This is a genomic window from Sedimentibacter saalensis (genome assembly GCF_007830175.1).
Lineage (GTDB): Bacteria > Bacillota > Clostridia > Tissierellales > Sedimentibacteraceae > Sedimentibacter > Sedimentibacter saalensis.
Genome location: NZ_VLKH01000012.1, coordinates 1 through 23,667 on the forward strand (window position 1 = coordinate 1; position 23,667 = coordinate 23,667).

The following is a 23,667-nucleotide window of genomic DNA, read 5'->3' on the forward strand; positions in this document are numbered from 1 at the left end:
CTCAAGATAACGCATAGCATTATCTGTCTTTTTTTACTTTTTGTTTTGTTTGTTCTTTTTTAGAACTCTCAAAGGTTCTTATGCTGTTTTATTGTCTAAGTTCGTTGCCGTCAGTTGAGACAGCTTTAATAGTTTATCACTTTTGCTTTAACTTGTCAAGAACTTTTTTATTTCTTTTTAATTTCTTTTTTCTTGACCACTGCTCTTCTCAAGCAGCTTTGCTAGTATATCGTGTTTGTTCATGTTTGTCAAGAACTTTTTAACTCTCTTTTTTCTTGCTCACTGTCGTTTGCGACAGCTTGTTTATCTTATCAAAGTTTTCTGTCCGTGTCAACTGTTATTTTTTTCTTTTTCATCTGCTCTTTAGAGACAGATATAAAAAACTGTGTCAACACATTAACTTGATTATTCTATTCGCCTGCCCCTAGAGACAGCTTTGCTAGTGTACCAAAATCATTCTTCATTGTCAACTGTTTTCTTCATAAATTTTCGTCACATTCTTTTACAAACCAACGTAACGTTTAAATACCAACACATTTAGAATCTAATTATTCGTACAGATTAAAAGCAGCCTTGAATATCAAGACTGCTTAATATTATCCAATCAAAATGAAGTATACTATAACCAGTATCCCTAGAACAATACGATACCAGCCGAATGCCTTAAAGTCATTATTTTTGATATAACCCATGAGGAACCTGATTGCAATAACAGAAACTACAAATGCAACAATCATCCCTGTTAGTAATACTGCAATTTCTGTTCCTGTAAAACTTAAACCGAATTTAACCAGTTTTAATGCGCTTGCACCGAACATTACAGGAATTGAAAGAAAAAACGAATATTCTGCTGCAACGTATCTCGATGTTCCGAGAATGATCGCTCCAAGAATTGTTGCGCCAGAACGTGAAGTTCCCGGAATCAATGAAAGCACCTGAAACATTCCTATTAAAAATGCAGTCCTGTACGACAATTCGCTGAAACTGTTTATGGTTGCCTTCTTCCTTTTATTGCGATTCTCAATGACAATAAACAAAACACCGTAAACAATAAGCATTATTGAAACAGTCATATAATTATAGAAGTGTTCATCCAACCAGTCATCAAACAATATACCCAGCACCGCAGCCGGCACAACTCCCACAATTACCTTGTACCATATTCTCATTGTATTTACTTTTTCCTGTCTGGATTTCCATGAAGAGAAAGGATTGAGCTTATTAAAATATAGAAGAACTACTGCCAATATAGCGCCTAACTGTATTACAACAAAAAACATTTCTTTAAATGCCTCTGAAGCATTTAATTGAATGAATTCCTCAACCAATATCATGTGACCGGTGCTGCTTATTGGCAGCCATTCCGTTATGCCTTCCACAACCCCCAGCAAAAAAGCTTTAAACAATTCTACATACATTAAAATACCTCCAAATATAATTTCATTCCCAATACATGCAATACATTATACCATCAGTTTAGTCTGCTTAACAGAAAAATTACAAAATCGAACAAAATCTTTTAATTGACATATATTGAATGTGTAATAATTTTTATTTACAGGAGGAAACGAAATGGCTACAAGACCGCCAATACTTCGGGCAGGAGATACTGTGGGAATAGTGACCCTTGGGAGTCCTCGGGATGCTGAAACCATTAATTCGAGAATACGAACTCTTGAAAACATGGGGTTTAATGTTGTCTTGGGTAAATATGTCTATTCGTGGGAGGGAGGGTATGTTGCAGCAACAGCTGAGCAGCGTGCTTCTGACCTGATGAGCATGTTTGAGAATCCGCAAGTGAAAGCCATAATACCTACAAGAGGTGGTGTTGGCGTTGCAGACATTATTCCTTATCTTGATTTTTCTCTGATTTCCAGAAATCCTAAAATTCTGACAGGATACAGCGACATAACTGTATTGCTCAATGTCTTGTATACGCTGGCTGATTTAATCACTTTTCACAGTCTTCTGCTCATAGATTTCAGAAGCACCACCCCAGCTTATAACTTCGATCAGTTTTTCACTGCCACTTCTACCATTACATCCCCAAGGCAGCTTGACAATCCTCTGGGGATACCTCAGGTAAGCAGGGTGCCCGGAAATGTTACAGGGACTATTGTGGGAGGAAATCTTACTTCGTTTGTTGATACTCTTGGTACTCCATATGATGTTGATACCAGGGGCAGGATACTTTTTATAGAGGAAACTCACGAACCTATAAATACTGTCTACAGATATATTACACATCTTATAGCAGCAGGTAAATTTGAGGATTGTGCAGGCATTATTATGGGTGAATGTACGGGATGTGAAATTGCTTATGGCAGGACATATGAAAATCTAATAAATGATGTAATGGTTCCCCTGGGCAAACCGTTAATGACAAATCTTGCTTCCGGTCATGGCCCATACAAAATGGCAATTCCTATTGGAGCAGTTGCAAATTTAGATACTTACAACAACACTCTTACAGTCATAGAACCAACTGTCAGTTTATAAATTTAAAGTACCCGCAAACATAATACTGCGGGTACTTAATTAGTATCTTTTTATAAATTAGCCTTCAAGATTTCCCAGCTTGAATTTTCCAATCAAACTTTTCATCATCTGAGCCTGTCCGGAAAGCTCTTCACTTGCAGCGGCGCTTTCCTCCGATGTTGCAGAGTTTGTCTGAACAACATTTGCAATTTGCTCAATTCCAACTGTAATCTGATTGATGGCACTTGCCTGATCCTTGGATGCCTGTGAAATCTTATAAACAATGTCTGTAACAGCTTTTGCACTTTCCACCACATGTACAAGAGACTTGGCTGTTTCATTGGCTATCTTTGTTCCGTTTTCAACCTGCTTCATGGAATTTTCGATTAAATCAGTAGTATTTTTTGCTGCTTCTGCAGATTTGCTTGCCAGATTTCTAACTTCATCAGCAACAACTGCAAACCCCTTACCTGCAGCCCCTGCTCTTGCAGCTTCAACTGCAGCATTAAGCGCAAGAATATTGGTCTGGAATGCAATGTCTTCAATGGCCTTGATAATTTTACCAATTTGACTTGATGAATCGCTTATCTGGAACATGGCTTCAACCATTTCTTCCATATATTTGTTGCTTACTTCAATTTCTTCTCTTACATTATTGACATTTTCGTTAGCCTTTTCAGCATTTTCAGCATTTTTTTCTACATTTTCAGAAATATCCTGTATTGTTGCAGACAATTCTTCCACAGAGCTTGCCTGTTCAGCAGTTCCCTGAGCTAGTGCCTGAGCGCCGCCTGATACCTCATCTGAACCACTTGCTACCTGCTCAGCAGCCTGGTTGATATCCATCAGCACTGAATTTAGCGACATAGTTATAGATGAAAGAGACTCTTTTATAGGTGCAAAATCTCCTTCAAATTCTCCATTAACCTTGACGAGCATATTTCCTTCTGATACCTCTTTAAGTGTATCGGTAATATCAGAAATATATCCTCGAAGTGAATTGACAGTCTTGTCAAGGGATGCCGAAAGTATGCCTGTTTCATCCTTAGATTTCACTTCAGCTACAGGCGAATGAAGATCGCCTTCTGACAGTTGTTCAAGTCTTCGGCAAACAAGAGATATTGGATTTGCAATAGACTTTGCAATTGCCAGTGTCAGGATTACCCCAAGGAAAATGCATGCAGCTGACGAAATTCCAAGCCCTATTATTGTAACCCATATTGAAGATGTCATTTCTTTTATGGGAGCTACAACACCATAAGACCACCCGTCTGTACTTGGTATTGGCGCATAAAAACAAATTCTGTCACCTGAATCGTATGCATAAACTTCAACTCCGCTCTTTCCTTCTATCATATTTGTATAAACAGCTGCTGCAGAAGCGTACGCTTTGTCAGTATTTGCTTTTTCTATGAAGTTTGCTCTGCTCTCAATTAGTTCAGGACGCTTGTTAGCTATCATAGTTCCTGTATTGTCTATTATAAAAACATTTCCTGTTTCACCCACAACTATATTTTTAATAATTTCACTGTAGGCATTAGGGTCAAGTGTTGCAATGACTACTCCATTAAAGTTGTTTTCATTTGAAACAGGAGCAGATAACACAATACTCAGTTCATTGTTGGCATCATATGTAGTAGAAGAAATATATGTCTCTCCAGCCATGGCTTTGTTGAAATATTCCTGGTCTGCTACATTTTTGCCCACAAAGTCAGCATTGCTTGTGATGATTGTACCTGTACTGTCTGCAACGCTTAGTGATTTGTAATTTTCATCCTCCGTTATAAACTTAAGAATCTCTGCAAGTTCTGCCTGGCTCGCATCAGCTTTTCCAATCAAATCCAGCTTAGCAGCACTCTCCACACCATGTTTTATGTTGTGCAGCTCGCTGGTAATACCCACTTCCACGGTCTGACCTATAGACTTAAGGTCTGTTTCAACATTATGAGTAAGACCTTTATAGCTTGCCAGGATACCGATAGCCAAGTTTAGTACAGCCGTTAAAAATACTATTGCTGTGGTTGTTACTATCAATTTTGATTTTAAAGATTTAAATTTGTTCATTAATTTTCCTTTCTCCTGCTAAAATAATACTTCCTGTATTTCATTGATTATCGGCAATATGAACAAATACTTTATTGGTAATTTTTAACAAATAAGGAATCCCATTTAATGGACAAAATAATAAAAAAATGAGCATTTTGCCCCATATGAACAAAACGCTCATTTTACCGTTTCATTAGATTATTTATTAGTATGTTTCAGCTATAAATATTATATTTAGCTTCACATATATAAAATAATTTCCAACATTCCTTAAATATTAATTTAAAATTTATGTGAAAATTGAAACCCTCTTAACCATTTATCCAGTTCTCTTTCTCTTCCTCCATCTTCAGAAAATTCCTTACAACCTGCAATTTGCCCATCCATAATATAAAGTACCTTTTTTGCCCTGGCTGCAACCCGTGGATCATGAGTTACTGTCATGATTGTCATTCCATCATTGTTCAAATCTTTAAGAATAGACAAAACCTGATCTGTGGCAGCAGAATTAAGTGCTCCTGTTGGTTCATCGAGAAACAATATTTCAGGTTTATTGATCATTGCACGGCAAATTGAAGCACGCTGCAGTTGTCCCCCTGAAACTTCCCTTATGTCACGGTTTACAATCTCTTCTATTTCCATTTTCTTCATCAATTCCACCGCCCGTTTTCTGATCCTATCTGCTGATTCTGTTTTTGCCACAAGACCCGGCAAAGTGATATTATCAAATATTGAAAGGTTTTTTAACATCTGAGCATTCTGAAACACAAATCCCATTTTATTCAGACGGAAAAGGGATAATTCGTCCTCTTTCATATGGGATATGTCTGTTCCTTCAAACAACACCCTTCCGCTATTGATGCTGTCCATACCGCTTATACTGTATAGAAGTGTTGACTTTCCTGAACCCGATGGCCCCATTATGGCTGCAAAATCTCCTTTTTTAATTTCAAAAGATATATTGTGCAAAACCTCTGTATTTTTAAATGCCTTATTTAAATTTTCTACTTTAATCATGACTGCTCCTTATTCCACTATTTGGTCTCTTATATGATAGTATTTAACAACATTTGTACTGACAACTACTGTAATTAAGACTATAACAATCTGTGCTGCAGGGCAAATAACGTAGGCCCAAACCGGCTCTACCAGCATTGTTATTTTAGAGGCCCCCATGGAAGAGAGCATCAGCCCGAAAACAGCTTCACCCAAAGTGTTAGCCAGTATGGTACCGGTAATGATTGCTGCAAATTGAATTGCAAGGATCCTTATTCCTAACTGTATTTTTATATCCCGGCTTGAAAATCCTATTGCTTTTTTAACTGCTATAGCACTATGTTCTCTTGCTGTAATAAGTTTCAAAATCATAACGGTAATAAGTATTATCAGCAGGAATGATATTACAGCAGCTGCGCCTTCCACAAGTTTCATGTTACTAACAATGCCACCTAATGTCTGAGAAACAAATTCCCTGATTGGAGTTACCTTGCTGTCTTGAAGAATTCCTCGAAGTTCATCAGTTTTTTTATCAATTGACACACCATGTTCTACATCAAGATAGACTATATAGACTTCCACATCATTTTCGTCAAAATCAATTTCTGCCTTGGCAGTCTTGCCTCCATATGTTATATCCTGGTAGATGCCGGAAACGGTAAATACAAGTTCTTTTCCATCATATGCTACGTTCATTTTATCTCCGACCTTTTTCCCTGATTCTAGTGATTGCAGATAAGATATGGCCATTTCATTCATGTTTTGAGGTGAACTTCCCTCCAGATATTCCAGCGGAAAAACAGATTCATCACCGCTTTGCACGCGTATATATTCCCATTGACCATCAGAATTTTCAAACTGCACATAGCCGGTTTTGTATAGTACATATTTTTTTATTTCATTGTCTTTTTCAATATAAGACTCAACCGCGTCTTTTTGTTCCTTAAGTTTGTCGCTGTACTGAATATCAATGCGAATGTCGCTTTCTCCTACACCCATATATGTTATGAAAGATGGATTTTCAATGGTATTTTTCACATTCATTGGAAGCAGGATTAAAAATGACGAAAATACAAACACAAAAAATATTACGGTATATTCCTTCCACTTGCATTTGAGCTCACCAAGAGCTATGGTAAGGTTGCGATTTTCAAGTACATCCGGCAGAATATAATGTCCTTCTTTTTGTGTATTTTCTTCCCCACGCATGAGTTCCACAACTGTATTTTTGATGTTTCTCTTGATTATTCTTCTGCACCCTAGCATCACAAACAAACAGAGAAGTAAAATACCTATCAGTGGATACACCCATTTCATCCATTCGGCAGTACCATATCCGCAGTACATGATAACCGATGATGAGAAGAAATTACCAAAAGGAACAGATACCATGAAACCTAGCGCCCCAGCTAAAAGTGAAAGCACTACATATTTCATCTGATACAGACTTATGATTTCTTTTTTAGGAAATCCAATTGCTTTCATTTCTCCAACAGCAAAATTTTCTTCTGCCATGGTTGCCCTTATAATATAAGACAGGCACAATACTGCTATTATTATTAAAAAAATGCTTATTGCTATTATTATGGCTGCTACCAGTCCATAGGAAATATTATTCATAATGGAAAGAAGCTTTCCTGTAACGGCTACACCGTTGGACGGCATTCCTTCTTCCATATAATCTCTTTCCAATTTTGCAGCAGCTGTACCGTCCTCAAGTAAAAATTCAATACTGTATTCCCATTCTCCCATGTGACTGCTAATTTCTTCAAGGTCCATCCTGCTTACCAGAAAACGCTTAGATGAAGTGAGAGCCCCATTCATTGAAGCGTCACGAATTAATGTTGATACAACCAGATCCTTTTTGAAATTGCCTTCATGAATAGTAATCACATCACCCCTTTTAATTCCAAGCTCCTCTGCATAATAAACAGGCACTCCTACTTCTCCCTCTTTAACTCTTGCAATTTCATTATCCATGTTGAGTAACAGATCAAATCCTTCATTTTGAACAACAAATCCGTTATCCATAAGGCACTTTTCAAGTGTTTCGCCTTCGTAAATAATATTTGCATTTCTAATGTTGAGCTGCTTTACTACCAATGAATTTTCTATATAATCATGTTTCTTTACAAAATGTTCAAGCTCTTCCTCATCAAAATCACCCTTGTGCATCTGCAGGTATTCAGGAGGAATGGCCACTTCATTAAAGCTATTAAGCGAAGAAATAATAGTGCCTGTAACCCTTAAACCTCCTGCCATCAATAGCGCTGAAAGAAACAAGAATACAGTAAGCGCAGTTGTAATGGACTTGTTTCTTTTAAAGTCCTTCCATACAAGTTTTATCAATAATTTCATTTTTTATATCTCCTCCAGCGTTTTTACGCTTTTTAGCCTGGAAACAACTATTCCAACAACTGCCAGCAACAATCCTGCAATAAGTATTAAAAGAGCTATTCCCCTGCCGTTACCGGTACCTATTACATTTCCTATATTAACAACCAGTGGACTTGTGCCTTTCATAAAAGGTTCAAATACATAATCTGCTAGTAATCCCGACAAAATATATGCAAAAATGTAGCCCATTTGTGTTATAAAACTTATGAGTCCAAAAGCGCGTCCCTGCACTTCATTGGCCAGATTCTTGCGTATTAATACCTCAGCTCCTATTTGTACAAAAGGAAGAAATACAAACATCATGAATCCAAATGCAGCAATTAAAATCAAATTTTCCCTTACTCCCATCAGTGCAAAAAAGATACCGCAGCCAAATAATCCTGAAGAAAGAAGCCTCACATGAGATTTAATATTCTTCATCATACTTATTGCAATGCTTCCTGCCATCATACCAAATGCGCTTACTGTAGCAAGTAAACCCAGTTCTGTTTCACCTGCAAAAGCGAGTATTAAGGGCTTACTTAAAATCTGTACAAATCCAAGGCAGAACACAGCAATTGACATAATCACAATCATTGCCACAACACCTCTTTTCCCGCGTATTGCTTTTACGCCTTCTTTCATTTCTATTGCAAAATTCAACGATTTGGTACTTTTTTGCTGTACAGCCATGCCTTTTCTTACAAATGCAATAACAAACACTGTTGTAAAGAAAGTAAATATGTCTATGATTATAAGTGTACTGACCGGAGTAACTCTAAGAAGCAGTCCTGCAACAGCCGGCGAAATCAGGAGTTTTGAATTAAATGCTATTTGTACCATTCCTCCCGCTCTTGCATAATCCTCTTCACATAACAAATCCGTTATGGTAGCTTTAAATGCAGGTTCCATAAGTGCAGAAAAAAGTGAACTTATGGCAACACCTGAGCAGATTACAAAAATCGAAGGATTTGCGCTCATTACAGAAATAAGACATATTACAAGCCCTAGTCCAGAAAAAAGCTCTCCAAGAATCATCATCAGCCTTCTGTCATAGTGATCAGCCAGTACTCCCCCAATGGGAGCCAGGACTATTGAAGGCAGAAATGCGCATATGCTCAATATGGATGTTGCAGTGACTGAACCAGTCAGTCGTAAAACATATATTGCAAGACCAAAGTCTGTTAATCCACTTCCTATGCTTGATATAAACTGTCCGGCAACAAGAATGGTAAATTTTTTCATCGACTTGTTTTTTTCAGTTATTCCTATTATTTGTGTTTCATTGTTGTGATTCATATTCCCTCCCTAATGTTCAAAACTAATTCATGCGTACCGACCGACGGTCGATTAATAGTTAAAAAAAATTTGCTAATACATTTATGGCTATTGTCCGAACATATTCATTAAAACATTAAGTTCTCCTTCTTTTGTACCAAGCATTTTTTCTACATTGCACAAAAACGCTTTAATTTTTTTAGGGTAATCTTCCATTTTCCATTCAAAGACATCGCAGTCAAACATCATGTGCCCCAATAGCAAAATGGATTCAATACATTCTGTGGGATATTCCATATGAAACATATCACGTTCAATGCCTTCCAGAACAGGCTCCTCCAAAACAGGAGTCATGCGCTTAAGCATTGCTCTTAGGTACAGACGTTCCAGCTTTGTGTTCTCAACTTTATGCATTTCTTCCTTTATTTCATCTGACCCCTCAAACTCCGGAGTCTGTGCCATTATAGCCATCATAATTCGATTCACCAAAGGAACTGATTTATCCTTCAGAACATTTTCTGCTCTCCTTGCTCCTTCTTCAACAATGTCAAGTATTATTGCTTCCAGCACTTCTTCCTTTGAAGAAAAATAATAATAAAATGTGCCCTTGGCTATATCTACAACTTTTAAAATGTCGTTGACTGAAGTTTGTTCATAACCTTTACTCACAAACAATTCTCGCGCTGCCACCAAAATTTCTCTTCTTCGTACTTCTCCTTCTTTAACTGTTTTCATAATTACTCCATTTCTATAGACCGTCGGTCGGTAAGTTCATATTATATGTACTGAAAGAAATTGTCAAGTACTTTATAAAATATTTTTAAATATTTTTTCAAATAAAAAATGTCATGATTTTTCATGACATCAGACTATTGATAACCCCCGACGCTGTCATCCTGAACGATAGTGAAAGTTGCCCTAACCCTATTTTTCAGGTATTTTTCTGAAAAATAGCGGTAGGTCATTCGCAATGAGAACCAAATTTATGTGAGCGTTAGCGAATAAATAAATTTGTGTTCGAAACTGCGGGATCTCATCTTTGATTAAAACATGAGATTCTTCGGGCTACGCCCTCAGAATGACACCGTCAAATGTTACTTTGTTACCAACCTGATGTCATTTTTTTCATGACATTTTAATTTCAAAGCTATCTTAAATAGTCATTTATTATATTTCGGACCCTTTTGTCTTTTTTGATGTATCATATCCAAGTTCATAATATTGATTGTTATTAAATTCAAAACTTTTGATCACATCCAGACCAAGCTTATTTGTGTGAGCATTATAAGATCTGTGATTAATTTTATTTATAAATGTAATCAAAATTGGAAATCTTTTATTCATTTGTGTTCTTGAAAATTCGAAAATATTCGGCAGAACATCAGTTCCACGATAATCCTTGTGAATGCATATGGGTCCATATTGATAGGAATTTTCAACGGAAAGAACCTTACCTAAATATTCTGTATACGGCAAATCACTTATCATATGCTGAAAAAGAGGCCATTTCGACCAAAACTGCCATGAAGCTGCCATGACATAAGCGATTATTTTGTCATCATCACATGCTATGGCTACTCCATTTTCCTTTTCAATAAGTTCCTTGAATTGTTCTTCTGAAAACAATGTTGTGACAAATCCATCTTTTTTGTCCTCATCATTTATTGTCAGCACGTGATATTTTTGCTGCAATTCTGCAATACCCGGGATGTCATTTAATGTAGCATTTCTATAATTCATTGTAACCCCCTTACTTATGTATTAAATTTTTTACTACAGCAATTTATTATACCATATTATTCTGGTGGTTTACAGTAAAAACGATTTCATATCATAAAAGATAAAAAAAGGAAGCAAAGTTTCATTGCTCCTTTTTTACAATTTTAAAAAATACTTATGTCATTTCAATTGCTGCACTAACACTTTTGGACTGGTCTTGCTTCTATATAACCTCTGTATCCCATTGGTGCCAATTGAAATCTCGGTCCATTTTCAGGTGCCCATTTATATCCGTACAATTCCGGATTGAATTTATCAATGTGTTTCCATACTTCATCGATTGCAACTGAGAATTTTTCATCATCATAAGGTTCTCCCTGGAATATCATCATGGTGCATGGAGGCAGCACAATAAGTTCATATCCGTCAGGTATTGTTTTGTCGTAATCCAGTGGCAGTTCTACACCCTGCACGTATTCTGATGCGTTATTTCTTAAGTTTTCAGGCATCCACATGCCAATAGGTTCATAAAGTGCTTCTTTAACACTTGTAAGAACATTCCAGATATCACATCCAACTTCTTCGCAATATTCAAAGTATTCTGTTGCCTTTATTCCTCTTTTTATCAAACATTTCCTCTCAGGTCTTTCAATAATTTGAACAAATACTGTTTTCATAACCTCACCAATCCTTCCTTCATTTTGATAAATATAATTTATTGCCTTGAAAGTATCATATACTTTATTAGGCAGAAAAAGTTTAATCGGCGGCGTCTGTTTGTGGTACTTGTATGGAGAAATTCCAAATTCCTTTGTAAATGCCCTTGTAAAACCTTCCTGGCTGTCAAAAACAAAATCAAGTGCGACGTCTATCACTTTTTTGTTTTCATCCCTCATTACAAGAGCTGCCATTGTCAATCTTCTCAAACGAATATATTCATATGGGCTTTTACCTACTACCTCTTTAAACATATGTCCAATATGCCAGGGAGAATAATTTGAATAATCAGCCAATTGCTTTAATGTGATTGAATTTTGCAAATTTTCTTCAATATAATCCTGAAGCATTTGAACTATACGCATTGAATTTGTTTTATCCATGTTGCCCTCCGATATTAAAAGATTATCATAAAGAAGAAAAAAATTCTTGACCGTTCTTGTTGTGTTAAATTGCATTCATTACAGATTATTATTTATTATATCACATTTTTGATGGCAGATAAAAACAGTTACTATTTATGATAATAATTTGCTTTTATAAATTGTATTTGGTATTATATTTAAAAATAAACATAAAAGGCAGAGGAATCATGAACCATTGTTTTCAAAAATCATTTGATTTTGAATTCATACGTTCAAATTTCCATGGTTATAAAATGGATAATCAAGAACAAAAACATAAAAGACGCGTTAGATATAAGGGAACTCATCCAAAATCATTCAATGAAAAATACAAAGAGCATCAACCTGAAAAATATGCTGAAGATGTAGAAAAGATAATCAAAAAAGGTAATACCCCAGCGGGCATGCACCGTTCAATTTGTGTTAAGGAAATATTGGATTTCCTTCAAATTACCCCCGGTCAAACCGGATTAGATGCAACTCTTGGTTATGGAGGGCACTCATCAGAGATGCTAAAATGCCTGGATTCAAAAGGACACCTGTATGCAACTGATGTAGATCCTATTGAATTGCCACGCACAAGAGAGCGCCTAGAACGACTTGGCTATGGTCCTGAAATATTAACAATTAGGCATATGAACTTTTCACAAATAGATGAAATTTTTTTAGAATCAGGACCCCTTGATTTTGTATTGGCAGATTTGGGTGTATCTTCGATGCAGATAGATAATCCTGACAGAGGTTTTTCTTTTAAGACAGAAGGTCCACTTGACTTGCGCCTGAATCCTGATAAAGGTATGTCTGCAGCAGAACGTTTAAAAACTATTTCACAAGATGAATTAGAAGGAATGCTTATTGAAAATGCTGATGAACCTAATGCAGCAGTAATTGCCCGTGCCATAATTTCTGAAATAAGAAAAGGAAAAGAAATATCAACAACAACTCATCTTCAACAAATTATTAAAGATGCCCTTAGTTTTATTCCGGAGAAAAATCGCAAGGATGAAATAAAAAAGGCTTGTCAAAGATGTTTCCAGGCTTTGAGAATTGATGTAAACAGTGAATTTGAAGTGTTGTATGAATTTTTAGAAAAACTTCCATCTGTACTTGCTAAAGGCGGTCGTGTTGCCATACTTTCATTTCATTCAGGAGAAGACCGTTTGGTTAAAAAATCATTCCAGTATTTTTACCGTGAAGGCTTGTACAGTGAAATAGCTCCCAATGTTATTAAACCATCGGCTGAAGAATGCAGTTCAAATCCTCGTGCTCGTTCTGCCAAGCTCAGATGGGCTATAAAAGCATGATTTATCTATACTAACTACTTATGAATAGTCTTACAGTTCTTAGTTAGCACTGCCAATCATGACAAAAGGCAGTGCTGATTTTTTGTATTTATGTATTAGAAGAAAAACTTTAACTCAGCCTTAATTATATTTAATAAACTACATATTAACATCATATGGAAATTTTATAATATTGAAAACAAATGAGAGATGATATACAATTTAAAAATGTAATTTATGCAAACGGTTTTATGATTGCTGTTTAATATTAAATTTCTTTTCATATCTTAGGAGGAGCACGCTTGAAAAGTAAAAACCTGGTTGTTCAATCTTGTGAGGAATTGACTAAATTAATTAATACTAGTGAAATAAATGCAATGACAGAAAATGCAAGTTCAACATTAATTCAAATATTTACATCTGTGGCTGACTCAAATTGGGTGAAGAACGTAGAAAACATATTATACAAAAAATTTCCTAATGCAGTAATTGTTGGTGCTTCAACCGGAGGAGAAATTGCTCATGGAGAATTATATACAAATTCAACAATAATATCACTTACATTCTTTGAACAAACCCTTTTAAAAGCTTTTATATATGAAATAAAAGATAACAATGAAGCCTCCTTAGGAAAAGAGTTGATAGATACTATAGAAACGTCTTGCAAAAATATAGCTGGTATATTAATGCTTACCACACCTTCAACTATGAATACATCTGATTTTCTTGCAGGTTTTTCAAGTTCTGTATGTACATATCCTGTTTTTGGCGGAGGTGCTGGTGATTATGGGTATATATTGAAATCATTAATATTTTATGAGTATCAGTACTTATCAAAGGGTGTTGCAGCAGTTGTATTGATGAGTGACAAACTTGAAATTCAAACACATACATGCCTTGGATGGGAACCCTTAAGCAAAAAGATGACTGTTACTGAGGTTGATGGTCTTTGGGTTAAAAAAATAGATGACAAGCCTGCATTCAGCATATATCAGAAGTATTTGGACATTCAGGATGATGAAAACTTTTTCCTAAACGTTTTAGAGTTTCCTATGATGCTCATGAGAGATGATGAAATGTATGCACGAATACCTCAAGCTGTTGGCAAAGATAATTCACTTCTGTTTCCCGGAGGTCTAAAAGAAGGGGAAATAGTCATCATTGGGTATGGAAATCCGAAAATTATTATCGATAGAGCTAAGGAAGCACACAAATTAATGGAAAATTTCAATCCTGAATCCATCTTCCTTTACAGCTGCAGCAACAGGCGATTTTTACTTCAAGGTGAAGTTAATAATGAGACAAAGCCTTTTGAAAACATTGCGCCAACTGCAGGATTTTATACGCATGGAGAAATCCATAAAAAACATGCTAAAATAAATCTTCTCAATGCAACACTGGTATCAGTGGGAATGAAAGAATTTGATCTGATTAAAACGGAACAATTAAACAAAGACACACAGCTCATTGATAACCAGCAGGAAGATCCTTTAAATTCAAATCATTCTCGAATAGTTTCAAGGTTAATGAATTTCATAAAGGTTGTTACAGCAGAACTTGAAGGAGCAAAAAAAGAAGCCATACACCTTGCTGAAACAGATTACCTGACCCAAGTTTACAACAGGATAAAAGCAAATGAAATTTTAGAAAACATAACAAAACAATGCGAACAATTTGGTGGCCAATTTTCAATAATTTTGTTGGATGTGGACTTATTTAAAATTGTAAACGATACATTTGGTCACAACGTTGGTGATATGGTACTTGTTAATATTGTAAGTGTTATAAAAAAATATGTTCGCAGTACCGATGTACTTGCAAGGTGGGGCGGAGAGGAGTTCCTCTTAGCCATGCCTAACACAGAACTTGAGGATGCAATTATTGTAGCTGAAAGAATCAGGAAAGCAATTGAAAAAACTGCATTTCCTCAGGTTATTCATCAAACATGCAGTCTTGGTGTAGCTTCATATGAAAAGGGACAGGATGTCAAGGATGTGATTGAAAGAGCAGACAATGCACTTTATTCAGCAAAAAGAAATGGTAGAAACCTTGTTGTTTCTTTTTAATGCCCTAAAAAAATTTAACCAAAAAACAAATTCCCTCTAACATGAGGGAATTTGTTATATGTTTTGAATTTTCTTGAATGTTTCCTGCATCTTAAGATCAATTTCTGCTATTTCATTGGCTGACTGCAGCATATCATCGCAAATATCCTGTGGAATATACTTATCAGATTTATATCTGATGTCATGTTCAAGGCTGGCCCAGAAATCCTGGGCAACAGTACGTATTTGAACCTCCACAATTACATTCTCAATGTGATCAGATAGAAAAACAGGCACTTCTATATCAAGATGAAGACTGCGGTAGCCATTGAAGTTTGGTTGTTTTATGTAATCCTGATACTTGACAAGCTTAATATCAGTCTGCATCAAAAGCATTTCTGCAATGTTGTAAACATCATCAAGATAGCCGCATACCACCCTTATACCTGCAATATCATTGAGCTGCTTTGCAGATGTTATACTTATGTCCATACTTTTCAGATTAAGCTTTTTTATAATACTTTGAGGAGATTTCAGTCTTGCTTCCACATGGTGTATGGGATTTCTTGCGTTCTTCACATTAAACTCTTCATTTAAAATTTCAAGTTTAGTAGAGATTTGCTTAATGGCTGCATTGTACAATAGCCGCATTTCCACCATCTCCTGATAAGAACCGTGCAACATTTCACTTTCTTTCAAGAGTGTAATGTCCTTTTCGTCAACTAATAACTTATCCACATTAAGACTTCCTTTCCTCTTTTAATTATATTAGAAACATCATAAACGAGCATTTATATGTTAATTGTCAATTAACATTTTTTGCTTTTACTCTCATGTTAATTAAAATTTTTATATCATTGAGAATTGAGCCATCCTTAACTTCAATCATCAACCAGCTTCCCATGGCAGAACCTGAAGTTTTTTTGTATAGTTCTTCCACATAGGTTGAGAACACTCCTGCTTCCATAGCAGCTTCTGCTTCATCCTGTTCTTTAGGTCCAATTACCACCAAGGCAATAAAATAGTCCTCCATAGGATACAATGTGCAAAGAGACTTACCGTTTTTCTTGTATTTTACATTCCATCCCGGCTGTAAAGAACATCTGCTGTATTCTATTTTAGGCTTTGCCTCATATGTATTTTCAATGTATTCAGTAAGATTGTTCCAGCTTGCTTCTGCAGCACCTATATAATCTTTAATGTCTTTGCTTGAAGGAGTCAGATGTTCATTGAATAATTCATTCCATTTCATAATTATCCTCCGCATTCATTACCTTTTATTTGTTAAAAAAACTTATATATTTCCATAGCGTTAGTATTCTTTATTTTAATAATATTTATTATATTATACTATACAATTAGCAGCATTTCTATCACAAAATAAAATCCTATAATACTTTGCATAGATTTTATTGAGCTTGACAAAGTTATGGTATCAGTATATTATATTAATAAACCTTCGTCGGTTTATTAATATAAATTAAATCACCATAATGAAAGGAAAAGCTATGAAAGGTAAGACATATAAAAAGTGGGATTTGCATCACCACATTGTACCGGATTTCTATGTTGAAGAAATGAAAAAAATGGGTATATCAGTGGCAGGTATAAAATGGCCCACATGGAATGCAAAATCTTCTATTAAGATGATGGACAGCTTTAATATTGAAAAGTCGTTTTTGTCATTGTCTACACCCGGAGTATACTTTGATAATACAGATTTCAGTCAAAACCTCAACCGTCACTGCAACGAGTACATCTCATCAATGATAAGTGAATATCCTGGTCGTTTCGGAGGCTTCGGCTCTGTGACATTGCCTGATGTTCCAAGTGCTTTGCTGGAGGCTGAATATGCACTTGACTCCTTGAAGCTCGACGGCATTGCACTTATGTCTAACGTAGACGGCCATTATCTGGGCGACGCTTCTTATAAGCCATTCTACGAGGAAATGAACCGCAGAAAGGCAATTATATATGTTCATCCAAACGAAGTTCCCGGCAAGATTGATCATATGTTTTTAAATCCGTTGTATCTGTGGCAAAATGACACAACTAAAGCCATAATTGATTTTATTCATAGCGGCTATCATATACAGTACCCAAATATTCGCTGGATCTTTTCTCATGGGGGAGGAATCATTGCACCATTGTTTAACACTCTCATTGAAGCACTACAAAAAGAAAACCCTAACATAGCTGAAGAACTAAGACAATGGAAACAGCAAGTATTTTTAGACACAGCTTCAAAGGCCTTTGATGATCAGATTGCTTATCTGCTGGAATTTTCTGATTTGCAGCATGTTGTATTTGGCAGCGATATCGGCTGGGGAAATAAAATGGCTGTTTCTGAAATTGAAAAAGCATACTCAACTCTGGACAGAAAATATGGTTTGACAGAGCAGCAAATAGAGGATATATTTATGGGCAATGCAAAAAGACTGTTTTCAAGGGATAACATCCCAGTTCGTAAAGACTCCAAATCTTCTTATGCGCTGCCGCCATTTGGAAAAGACCCACAAAGAATACAATATCACTGCCACTCAGAGGAGGAGGCCATGACTGCACTTTCTTCAGGAGAATTTGACAGAGTTATTTTATCCTTTGACAATCCTGAAATCTGGAAGCTTGAGCCCAAGGCAAGGCAAGACGTCTTTCGCGAGTATAACGGCGCCGCTGCTGAAATATGCTCTAAAAACCAACAAATTGGAGCATTTTGTATTATTGACCCTAACTTGCCTGATTGGAGCATATCCGAAATCGATAGAGGACTAAATGAATTGCACTTAGACGGTGTATGTATTACCATTGACATATTTAATACACAATTTATGGAATTGTTTGATGAGAGGTTGATTAAGAAAATAGGATCAATAAACAAGCCGGTGCTGATTCACCCAATTCATAAGGACGGCATCCCTTTGATTTCAGAAAACAATCTTGATTCCTTGTATTTCATGGCAAAAGCTTTTTATCTGGACATTTACAAGGATTACTGGATGAATACGCAGTTTATCTTGACCCACACTGGTGGTTGTGTGCAGTATCTTGCCCAGCCACTCGGCTTGCTGTACTATCTTGCTCCTAAGATTTCAACGCTTAGTATGTTTGCATACATGTGGGATGCCTACATCATGGATAAACCCAAGGGTTATATGATTTTAAAAAATACAATTACCGCATAAAGGAGAAACTATGGCTAGACCTGCAGATAACTACCCTATTAAAAGAAAAGAACTTCTTACAATCGCTGAAGGTATATTTCTGGAAAAGGGCTATGAGCAAGCGAGTATAGATGATATTTTAAAGGCCTCTGGCTTTTCAAAGGGCGCATTTTATCATTACTTCAGATCAAAGGAAGAAGTCTTGGTCGCCAGCATCGAAGCATTGCTTGATGATGCGTGTGATTTCCTGAAGCCGACTGTTGATGACCCATGCTTAGGCGCTATGGACAAATTCAAAAAATTCATGGAGCAAAAATCAAAATTTCAAACTGAAAAACTTGAATATGCAGCCTTGCTTGGGAAACTGATACAATCGGATGTTTACCAACAGAAGTATGTAATAGCAGCATCACAAAAAATGGTGCCTCTGTTTGCAAAAATCATCAAACAAGGAGTTGAAGAGGGCGTTTTTCATGTTTTGTATCCATATGAAACAGCAGACATTCTCATTAGGGTAATAGTGGGAGTGCCCGGCAGCCCTGCTTATGATAAATATATGAATGATGATGAAAGACGGCGCAGATATCTTTTATCCCTTCGAGGAGTGATTGCAGGCACTTTGGGCATCAATAGCAATGAGTTTTCTGTATATGATGAGTGAATACATTTTATTCTTCATTCTATCAATAAACAAATGCTCTAAAAGAGTCATTTATCACATAGTTTACAGATAACTGAAATGTAAATTAAAAACCCAAAGCTGTGTATGGACATGGCTTTGGGTTTAATGGCACAGAAATTCTGTGGCAGAATGCAAAGAAGGTTTTTCCTTAGGCTTTAATTATCCAAAAGTTTGATAATAATTTACCATTTAACAGCATTATATTAAGTCATTGATTAATGCTATTTTGGCTGTTGTTCCACCTGCCTCATAGTATTTGTGGGCATTGATTATTTCAGAAAAGTTGAATTCGGTTTTGTCTCTGTAAATTGTTAAATTTCCTGCTTCTATCATCTTTTTCATTTCATTTAAAATATTGCCCATTTCACTTCTGTCGGTTCTGGTCAAAATTGGCAGGACTATGAATATTGTTTTTAATGTCAGTGACTTGTGGTGTACCAGTGTCAAGTCCAATGCAACCCTTGAGTTGGTAGTCAAAACAAGTCCTTCAACTTTAGCTGCCTTAAAACTGTTTATCAGGTTATCTGCACCTATTGTATCAAAAACCACATCAAATCCCTTACCATCTGTATACTTGTTTAAATATTCTTCAACATCAGTAGTTTTATAGTTAATTACATAGTCTGCACCAAGATGTTCTGCTATTTCTGCTTTTTCATCATTTGATACTGTGGCATAAACTTCAGCGTTCAACATTTTAGCAAATTGAACAGCTATGTGACCAACGCCTCCGCCTGCCCCATGGATTAAAACCTTATCACCTGGTTTTAAGCGGGAGTTTTCAATAATAGCTTTGTATGCTGAGATTCCAACCAAAGGAAACAATGCTGCTGTTTTAAAATCTATGTTGCTTGGTTTTTTGCACAAAAGCTCTTCATCTACTAAAGCATATTCTGCCAATGCGCCATTCTCATCTGTCATACCGCCAATAAATCCGTAAACTTCATCGCCTGGTTTCAACACTTCAACGTTTTCGCCCACTGCAACCACAACTCCTGAAACATCGGAATTCAATATTGCAGGAAAAGGCGGCATGAACTCTGGCAAAAGCCCTGATCTTAGCTTTATTTCAAATGGGTTGAGGCTGCTTGCAATTACCCTTACCAGTACATATCCCGGTTTTACTTCCGGTTTTGGTATATCCGCTAGCTCAAAAACTTCAGGTCCTCCGAACTTATTAATTACCATAGCTTTCATAGCATCACTCCTTTTTAATATTATATAGTCTTATACCCAAAATATATTTATTTAAATTATAAATTTATTATTTTTACTTAAAAAAGTTCAGGAATCATACTAATGCCTCAGGTGTTATATATGAAAACAGCCTCATCTCATTTATGAGAAGAGGCTACCTATACTTTATGTAATTAACAGATTCTAATAGTTAGTAAGCACATAGTCCATCCGTTTGCAGCCTAGTGCAGAAGCAACTGAAATGCATTTAGCCCGCAACAAATAAAATATATTCTTATCCTTAACATCACTCAATGTTTCGAAGTTGGCCTGTCCTTTGCTTATAACAAGATCTGCTTTATTAAATTCAGATATAAATGCACTTGAGCAATTTTTCAATATGGTCCCCTGTGCAGAATGTCCATTGTCAATAACTCTTACTAAGTCAACAACGCCTGTACTCATGGCATCATCCATAGTTGCATCATTTACTATTGGACCTCCCTTAACAACATAAGTTACCTTGTTTGTCGGAAGATTCATTAACAAAAACTTATCAAAAATGATTTCACCGGCATTGTCAGCAATATACATAATATTATCTGCCTTTTCTACTGCTTTTCGTAATGCTATAGTTCCTGTTCCAAAAATATCGTGTTTTATACTGTCTTCAACCGACTTAACAACATCAGATGGCTCTAATTTAAGCCCAACAGAAAAATCAATTATGTTACCGGCAATAGCCAGGCGGCAAGCCATATCAAAAGGATCTTCGGCCCTTTCCAGCCATTTTTCCTCAGTAATTTTCTCATATATCTCTTGAGCAACTTCATTATATTGTTCTTTTAATATTTTATATGGATCATCAATGCCGGTAATTTTTTTGGAATGTTGAAGCATCCTGAAACCTATTTCAGGTGCTGTTTCATTGAAATCTAGTTGTCCTAATTCCTGCAATGACTTTTTTATTATTTCTTCCTGCATTGCTGCACTGCTTGTAGCTTTTTCAGCTATTTCAACAGCTTGTCTTGCAAGACAGTGAATGCATTCCCGTGATATTTTCATATAGCTCCTCCTCTTCCATCGGGGACGGTTCTCTTTGACCACTTTTTGATTCTGAAAGTACCCTATGGCTATAAATTGGTGTATATTGTATTTAACCAACATCCATTGCAGCGAATGCAGCCGCCGCTGTTATCCGCATCGACAGAAAAACCGTCTGCGCTGGAATAATCTATGTCTACAATCTTATACTTATCAATCAGTTCCTTCATCAGAGAAAATGAAAAGTCATCTAGAATTATTGTTTCCTCTTCCAAATCCGGCAATCCGGCGGTCATGCTTAAAACCGGTCCTCCACAGCCCTGACCGTGATATATGATTCTGATGTTTTTTATATCTATCTTGTTCAATTCTCTGAAAGCTTCATCTGTTATATTTATTCTCACAAGACCTCCAATATGTTTATAGGTACTGTTCTTTTTCTGATTACATTTTTCAATTTTATCATGGATATCTGGAATTTGCAAGTCTGTGTCAGCCATGGTTACTTCATTATGCTTCTTAAAATATAAAACCTGCAGCCAAAGCAGCGGCAACTATCAAAGGCGCTGGCACTTTTTTCGTGATTAAAAGTACAACTGTAATAAGCATTACAATTATATTATCAATTAAAAATCCGCTTTTTTGCATCAAAATTATTGCAGATACTGTAATAAGTCCACCGGCAACAGCAGTAATACCTTTCAATGATATTTTTATTCCTTTTATCTTCTTTAAATTTTCCCATATTGGATAAATGAAATAAATGAGTAATAACCCCGGCAAAAATATGGCAATGCCGCCTGCAACAGCACCCAGTATTTGTGTAAACACACTTCCTCCACGTGCAGCCATTCCGCCTGCATAAGCACTGAAGCTGAACATTGGTCCCGGCAGTCCTTGTACAAGGCCAAAGCCAGTCAAAAACTCCTGATTGGTCATATATTGATTCACTTCTACCAACTCACTGTACATGAGGGGCACCACTACCTGCCCGCCGCCAATAACCAGGTATCCATATCGGTAAAAGCTTTCAAATAAATGCACAATCTTGTTATCCCAAGTTAAAGTCAATAAAATACTTCCAATTGTAAAAAATGCAAATGCCATGATATATCCCCATGGAGGACTTAATTTCACATGATTCCATAGATTATTTTCCTTTGATGTAACAACACTTACTGCTCCGCCTATAATTAAAACCAATGGATATATCCAGGGTTCCCGAATAAAGTAAGTTGTTATGCCGCCCATCAGCAGCAATATCAAAGTAATTTTATCTGTTACTACTTTTCGCCCTATGCGATATGCAGCTACAATAATGAATCCAACAGCCATTGGACCAACATAACGAAGTACATCCTGTGACACATTTACATTTCCTAAAAATTGACTTAAAAATGATAACAACGTCATCAATGTTAACACCGGAAGTGCCCATACCAACATGGTCAGAAGCGCCAACACAGGACCTCCAACTTTGTATCCAATGGCTACAAGTGTTTGAGTGCTGCTTGGACCAGGTAAAATTCCCGTTAATGCAATGAGTTCTACCAGTTCTTCTTCAGTTAAATAATTTTTCTTAATAACCAATTGGTCTGTAAAAACTCCATAATGTGCTTCGGGACCTCCATAAGCGCCCAATGAGCAAATGAAAACATCCTTTAGAAAAGTTCCCCACCTTACTTTATTTATATTATCTGAAATATTGTCTTTTTTCATAAAATCATCCTTTCATATACTGTTGTCACACCTCTTTATGCCATAATAATTCTTTAATTTAAATGTAATAATAAAATATGTCACTTGAATTATATAACATTTAGTGATATGATAATCATTAACCAATATCACTATTCAATATCGACTTTCGATATAACAAATTATACAATAGAGGTAACTATAAATGCAAGACAAAATTTTAAGGAAATTTTTCCTGGGTTTTATACAGATTCATATTCTACATCACGCAAAAAAAGAACCTTTCTATGGGAGCTGGATGATAGAAGAACTTAGCGAGCATGGATATAATATGAGTCCTGGTACTTTATATCCCATTCTTCACAATATGGAATCCAGCGGGCTCCTTGAAAAAGAAGAAAGAATAATTGAAGGAAAAGTCAGAAAATACTATAAGATAACCCAGTTAGGCGATGAAGTATTGAAAGAAGCAAGAAATAAAGCTTATGAATTGTTTAAAGAAATTAAAGATTAAAAACAACACCCTTAAGGGTGTTGTTTAGCAGATGGTCACTTTAAGTTTAT

At 36.0% G+C, this 23,667-nt stretch carries 20 protein-coding genes; 6 read left to right on the top strand and 14 right to left on the bottom strand.

What is annotated here, in order from left to right; all coding sequences use genetic code 11:
- Window positions 1–596 precede the first annotated feature (596 nt).
- Complete coding sequence (locus tag LY60_RS15585; protein ID WP_019228095.1) at window positions 597–1,418, bottom strand: undecaprenyl-diphosphate phosphatase; 822 nt, start codon at window positions 1,416–1,418, stop codon at window positions 597–599.
- Between the two features lie 154 nt (window positions 1,419–1,572).
- Here LY60_RS15585 and LY60_RS15590 point away from each other — a divergent pair, with 154 nt between their 5' ends.
- On the top strand, window positions 1,573–2,499 hold the full coding sequence (locus LY60_RS15590) for a S66 peptidase family protein (RefSeq protein ID WP_145086010.1): 927 nt from the start codon (window positions 1,573–1,575) through the stop codon (window positions 2,497–2,499).
- A 57-nt stretch (window positions 2,500–2,556) separates the two neighbouring features.
- On the opposite strand, the gene LY60_RS15595 is transcribed toward LY60_RS15590, so the two are convergent.
- From LY60_RS15595 to LY60_RS15625, 7 genes are all read right to left on the bottom strand, one after another.
- On the bottom strand, window positions 2,557–4,542 hold the full coding sequence (locus LY60_RS15595; RefSeq protein WP_145086013.1) for a methyl-accepting chemotaxis protein: 1,986 nt from the start codon (window positions 4,540–4,542) through the stop codon (window positions 2,557–2,559).
- Between the two features lie 264 nt (window positions 4,543–4,806).
- The gene (locus LY60_RS15600; protein ID WP_145086016.1) at window positions 4,807–5,541 is read right to left on the bottom strand and encodes an ABC transporter ATP-binding protein; all 735 of its coding nucleotides are present in this window, start codon (window positions 5,539–5,541) and stop codon (window positions 4,807–4,809) included.
- Between the two features lie 9 nt (window positions 5,542–5,550).
- Entirely contained in the window at window positions 5,551–7,878 is a 2,328-nt protein-coding gene (locus LY60_RS15605) for an FtsX-like permease family protein (RefSeq protein ID WP_145086019.1), read from the bottom strand.
- Between the two features lie 3 nt (window positions 7,879–7,881).
- Window positions 7,882–9,195, bottom strand: a complete 1,314-nt coding sequence (locus LY60_RS15610) for an MFS transporter (RefSeq protein ID WP_145086022.1) — start codon at window positions 9,193–9,195, stop codon at window positions 7,882–7,884.
- A gap of 87 nt (window positions 9,196–9,282) precedes the next feature.
- The gene (locus LY60_RS15615; RefSeq protein ID WP_145086025.1) at window positions 9,283–9,909 is read right to left on the bottom strand and encodes a TetR/AcrR family transcriptional regulator; all 627 of its coding nucleotides are present in this window, start codon (window positions 9,907–9,909) and stop codon (window positions 9,283–9,285) included.
- Window positions 9,910–10,341: 432 nt separating this feature from the next.
- Complete coding sequence (locus LY60_RS15620; protein ID WP_145086028.1) at window positions 10,342–10,914, bottom strand: GNAT family N-acetyltransferase; 573 nt, start codon at window positions 10,912–10,914, stop codon at window positions 10,342–10,344.
- 176 nt (window positions 10,915–11,090) lie between these two features.
- On the bottom strand, window positions 11,091–11,993 hold the full coding sequence (locus LY60_RS15625) for a helix-turn-helix transcriptional regulator (protein ID WP_145086031.1): 903 nt from the start codon (window positions 11,991–11,993) through the stop codon (window positions 11,091–11,093).
- Window positions 11,994–12,268: 275 nt separating this feature from the next.
- On the opposite strand from LY60_RS15625, the gene rsmH reads away from it, so the two are divergent.
- Window positions 12,269–13,318, top strand: coding sequence for a 16S rRNA (cytosine(1402)-N(4))-methyltransferase RsmH (rsmH, locus tag LY60_RS15630; RefSeq protein WP_145086323.1), 1,050 nt, complete (start codon window positions 12,269–12,271; stop codon window positions 13,316–13,318).
- Window positions 13,319–13,599: 281 nt separating this feature from the next.
- Window positions 13,600–15,363, top strand: a complete 1,764-nt coding sequence (locus LY60_RS15635) for a sensor domain-containing diguanylate cyclase (protein WP_145086034.1) — start codon at window positions 13,600–13,602, stop codon at window positions 15,361–15,363.
- A gap of 54 nt (window positions 15,364–15,417) precedes the next feature.
- On the opposite strand, the gene LY60_RS15640 is transcribed toward LY60_RS15635, so the two are convergent.
- Both LY60_RS15640 and LY60_RS15645 read right to left on the bottom strand, forming a co-directional pair.
- Window positions 15,418–16,080: a GTP pyrophosphokinase gene (locus LY60_RS15640; RefSeq protein ID WP_145086037.1), complete on the bottom strand. Its 663-nt coding sequence runs from the start codon at window positions 16,078–16,080 to the stop codon at window positions 15,418–15,420.
- A 67-nt stretch (window positions 16,081–16,147) separates the two neighbouring features.
- Window positions 16,148–16,594, bottom strand: a complete 447-nt coding sequence (locus tag LY60_RS15645) for a DUF3788 domain-containing protein (protein WP_145086040.1) — start codon at window positions 16,592–16,594, stop codon at window positions 16,148–16,150.
- A 256-nt stretch (window positions 16,595–16,850) separates the two neighbouring features.
- Here LY60_RS15645 and LY60_RS15650 point away from each other — a divergent pair, with 256 nt between their 5' ends.
- On the top strand, window positions 16,851–18,524 hold the full coding sequence (locus LY60_RS15650; RefSeq protein WP_170226269.1) for an amidohydrolase family protein: 1,674 nt from the start codon (window positions 16,851–16,853) through the stop codon (window positions 18,522–18,524).
- Between the two features lie 10 nt (window positions 18,525–18,534).
- Window positions 18,535–19,164, top strand: a complete 630-nt coding sequence (locus tag LY60_RS15655) for a TetR/AcrR family transcriptional regulator (protein WP_145086045.1) — start codon at window positions 18,535–18,537, stop codon at window positions 19,162–19,164.
- Between the two features lie 219 nt (window positions 19,165–19,383).
- Here LY60_RS15655 and LY60_RS15660 read toward each other — a convergent pair whose 3' ends face one another.
- The 4 genes from LY60_RS15660 to chrA all read right to left on the bottom strand — a co-directional run bounded on the left by LY60_RS15660 (window position 19,384) and on the right by chrA (window position 23,124).
- Complete coding sequence (locus LY60_RS15660) at window positions 19,384–20,382, bottom strand: zinc-dependent alcohol dehydrogenase family protein (protein WP_145086048.1); 999 nt, start codon at window positions 20,380–20,382, stop codon at window positions 19,384–19,386.
- Window positions 20,383–20,565: 183 nt separating this feature from the next.
- A complete protein-coding gene (locus tag LY60_RS15665) occupies window positions 20,566–21,426 on the bottom strand; it encodes a damage-control phosphatase ARMT1 family protein (RefSeq protein WP_145086050.1) in 861 nt (286 codons plus the stop codon).
- A 68-nt stretch (window positions 21,427–21,494) separates the two neighbouring features.
- Window positions 21,495–21,809, bottom strand: a complete 315-nt coding sequence (locus LY60_RS15670) for an iron-sulfur cluster assembly accessory protein (RefSeq protein ID WP_145086053.1) — start codon at window positions 21,807–21,809, stop codon at window positions 21,495–21,497.
- Between the two features lie 115 nt (window positions 21,810–21,924).
- Entirely contained in the window at window positions 21,925–23,124 is a 1,200-nt protein-coding gene (gene chrA, locus LY60_RS15675; RefSeq protein ID WP_145086056.1) for a chromate efflux transporter, read from the bottom strand.
- A 184-nt stretch (window positions 23,125–23,308) separates the two neighbouring features.
- Between chrA and LY60_RS15680 the strand changes: the two genes are divergently transcribed.
- Complete coding sequence (locus tag LY60_RS15680) at window positions 23,309–23,617, top strand: PadR family transcriptional regulator (protein ID WP_040582178.1); 309 nt, start codon at window positions 23,309–23,311, stop codon at window positions 23,615–23,617.
- The last annotated feature ends 50 nt before the right edge of the window (window positions 23,618–23,667 follow it).

Bases quoted from the DNA above. Each gene is read 5' to 3' on its own strand.
- LY60_RS15600 (WP_145086016.1), bottom strand. From the start codon at position 5,541: ATGATTAAAGTAGAAAATTTAAATAAGGCATTTAAAAATACAGAGGTT.
- LY60_RS15655 (WP_145086045.1), top strand. From the start codon at position 18,535: ATGGCTAGACCTGCAGATAACTACCCTATTAAAAGAAAAGAACTTCTT.
- rsmH (WP_145086323.1), top strand. From the start codon at position 12,269: ATGGATAATCAAGAACAAAAACATAAAAGACGCGTTAGATATAAGGGA.
- LY60_RS15610 (WP_145086022.1), bottom strand. From the start codon at position 9,195: ATGAATCACAACAATGAAACACAAATAATAGGAATAACTGAAAAAAAC.
- LY60_RS15585 (WP_019228095.1), bottom strand. From the start codon at position 1,418: ATGTATGTAGAATTGTTTAAAGCTTTTTTGCTGGGGGTTGTGGAAGGC.
- LY60_RS15590 (WP_145086010.1), top strand. From the start codon at position 1,573: ATGGCTACAAGACCGCCAATACTTCGGGCAGGAGATACTGTGGGAATA.
- LY60_RS15625 (WP_145086031.1), bottom strand. From the start codon at position 11,993: ATGGATAAAACAAATTCAATGCGTATAGTTCAAATGCTTCAGGATTAT.
- LY60_RS15605 (WP_145086019.1), bottom strand. From the start codon at position 7,878: ATGAAATTATTGATAAAACTTGTATGGAAGGACTTTAAAAGAAACAAG.
- LY60_RS15665 (WP_145086050.1), bottom strand. From the start codon at position 21,426: ATGAAAATATCACGGGAATGCATTCACTGTCTTGCAAGACAAGCTGTT.
- LY60_RS15660 (WP_145086048.1), bottom strand. From the start codon at position 20,382: ATGAAAGCTATGGTAATTAATAAGTTCGGAGGACCTGAAGTTTTTGAG.
- chrA (WP_145086056.1), bottom strand. From the start codon at position 23,124: ATGAAAAAAGACAATATTTCAGATAATATAAATAAAGTAAGGTGGGGA.
- LY60_RS15615 (WP_145086025.1), bottom strand. From the start codon at position 9,909: ATGAAAACAGTTAAAGAAGGAGAAGTACGAAGAAGAGAAATTTTGGTG.
- LY60_RS15680 (WP_040582178.1), top strand. From the start codon at position 23,309: ATGCAAGACAAAATTTTAAGGAAATTTTTCCTGGGTTTTATACAGATT.
- LY60_RS15650 (WP_170226269.1), top strand. From the start codon at position 16,851: ATGAAAGGTAAGACATATAAAAAGTGGGATTTGCATCACCACATTGTA.
- LY60_RS15595 (WP_145086013.1), bottom strand. From the start codon at position 4,542: ATGAACAAATTTAAATCTTTAAAATCAAAATTGATAGTAACAACCACA.
- LY60_RS15645 (WP_145086040.1), bottom strand. From the start codon at position 16,594: ATGAAATGGAATGAATTATTCAATGAACATCTGACTCCTTCAAGCAAA.
- LY60_RS15620 (WP_145086028.1), bottom strand. From the start codon at position 10,914: ATGAATTATAGAAATGCTACATTAAATGACATCCCGGGTATTGCAGAA.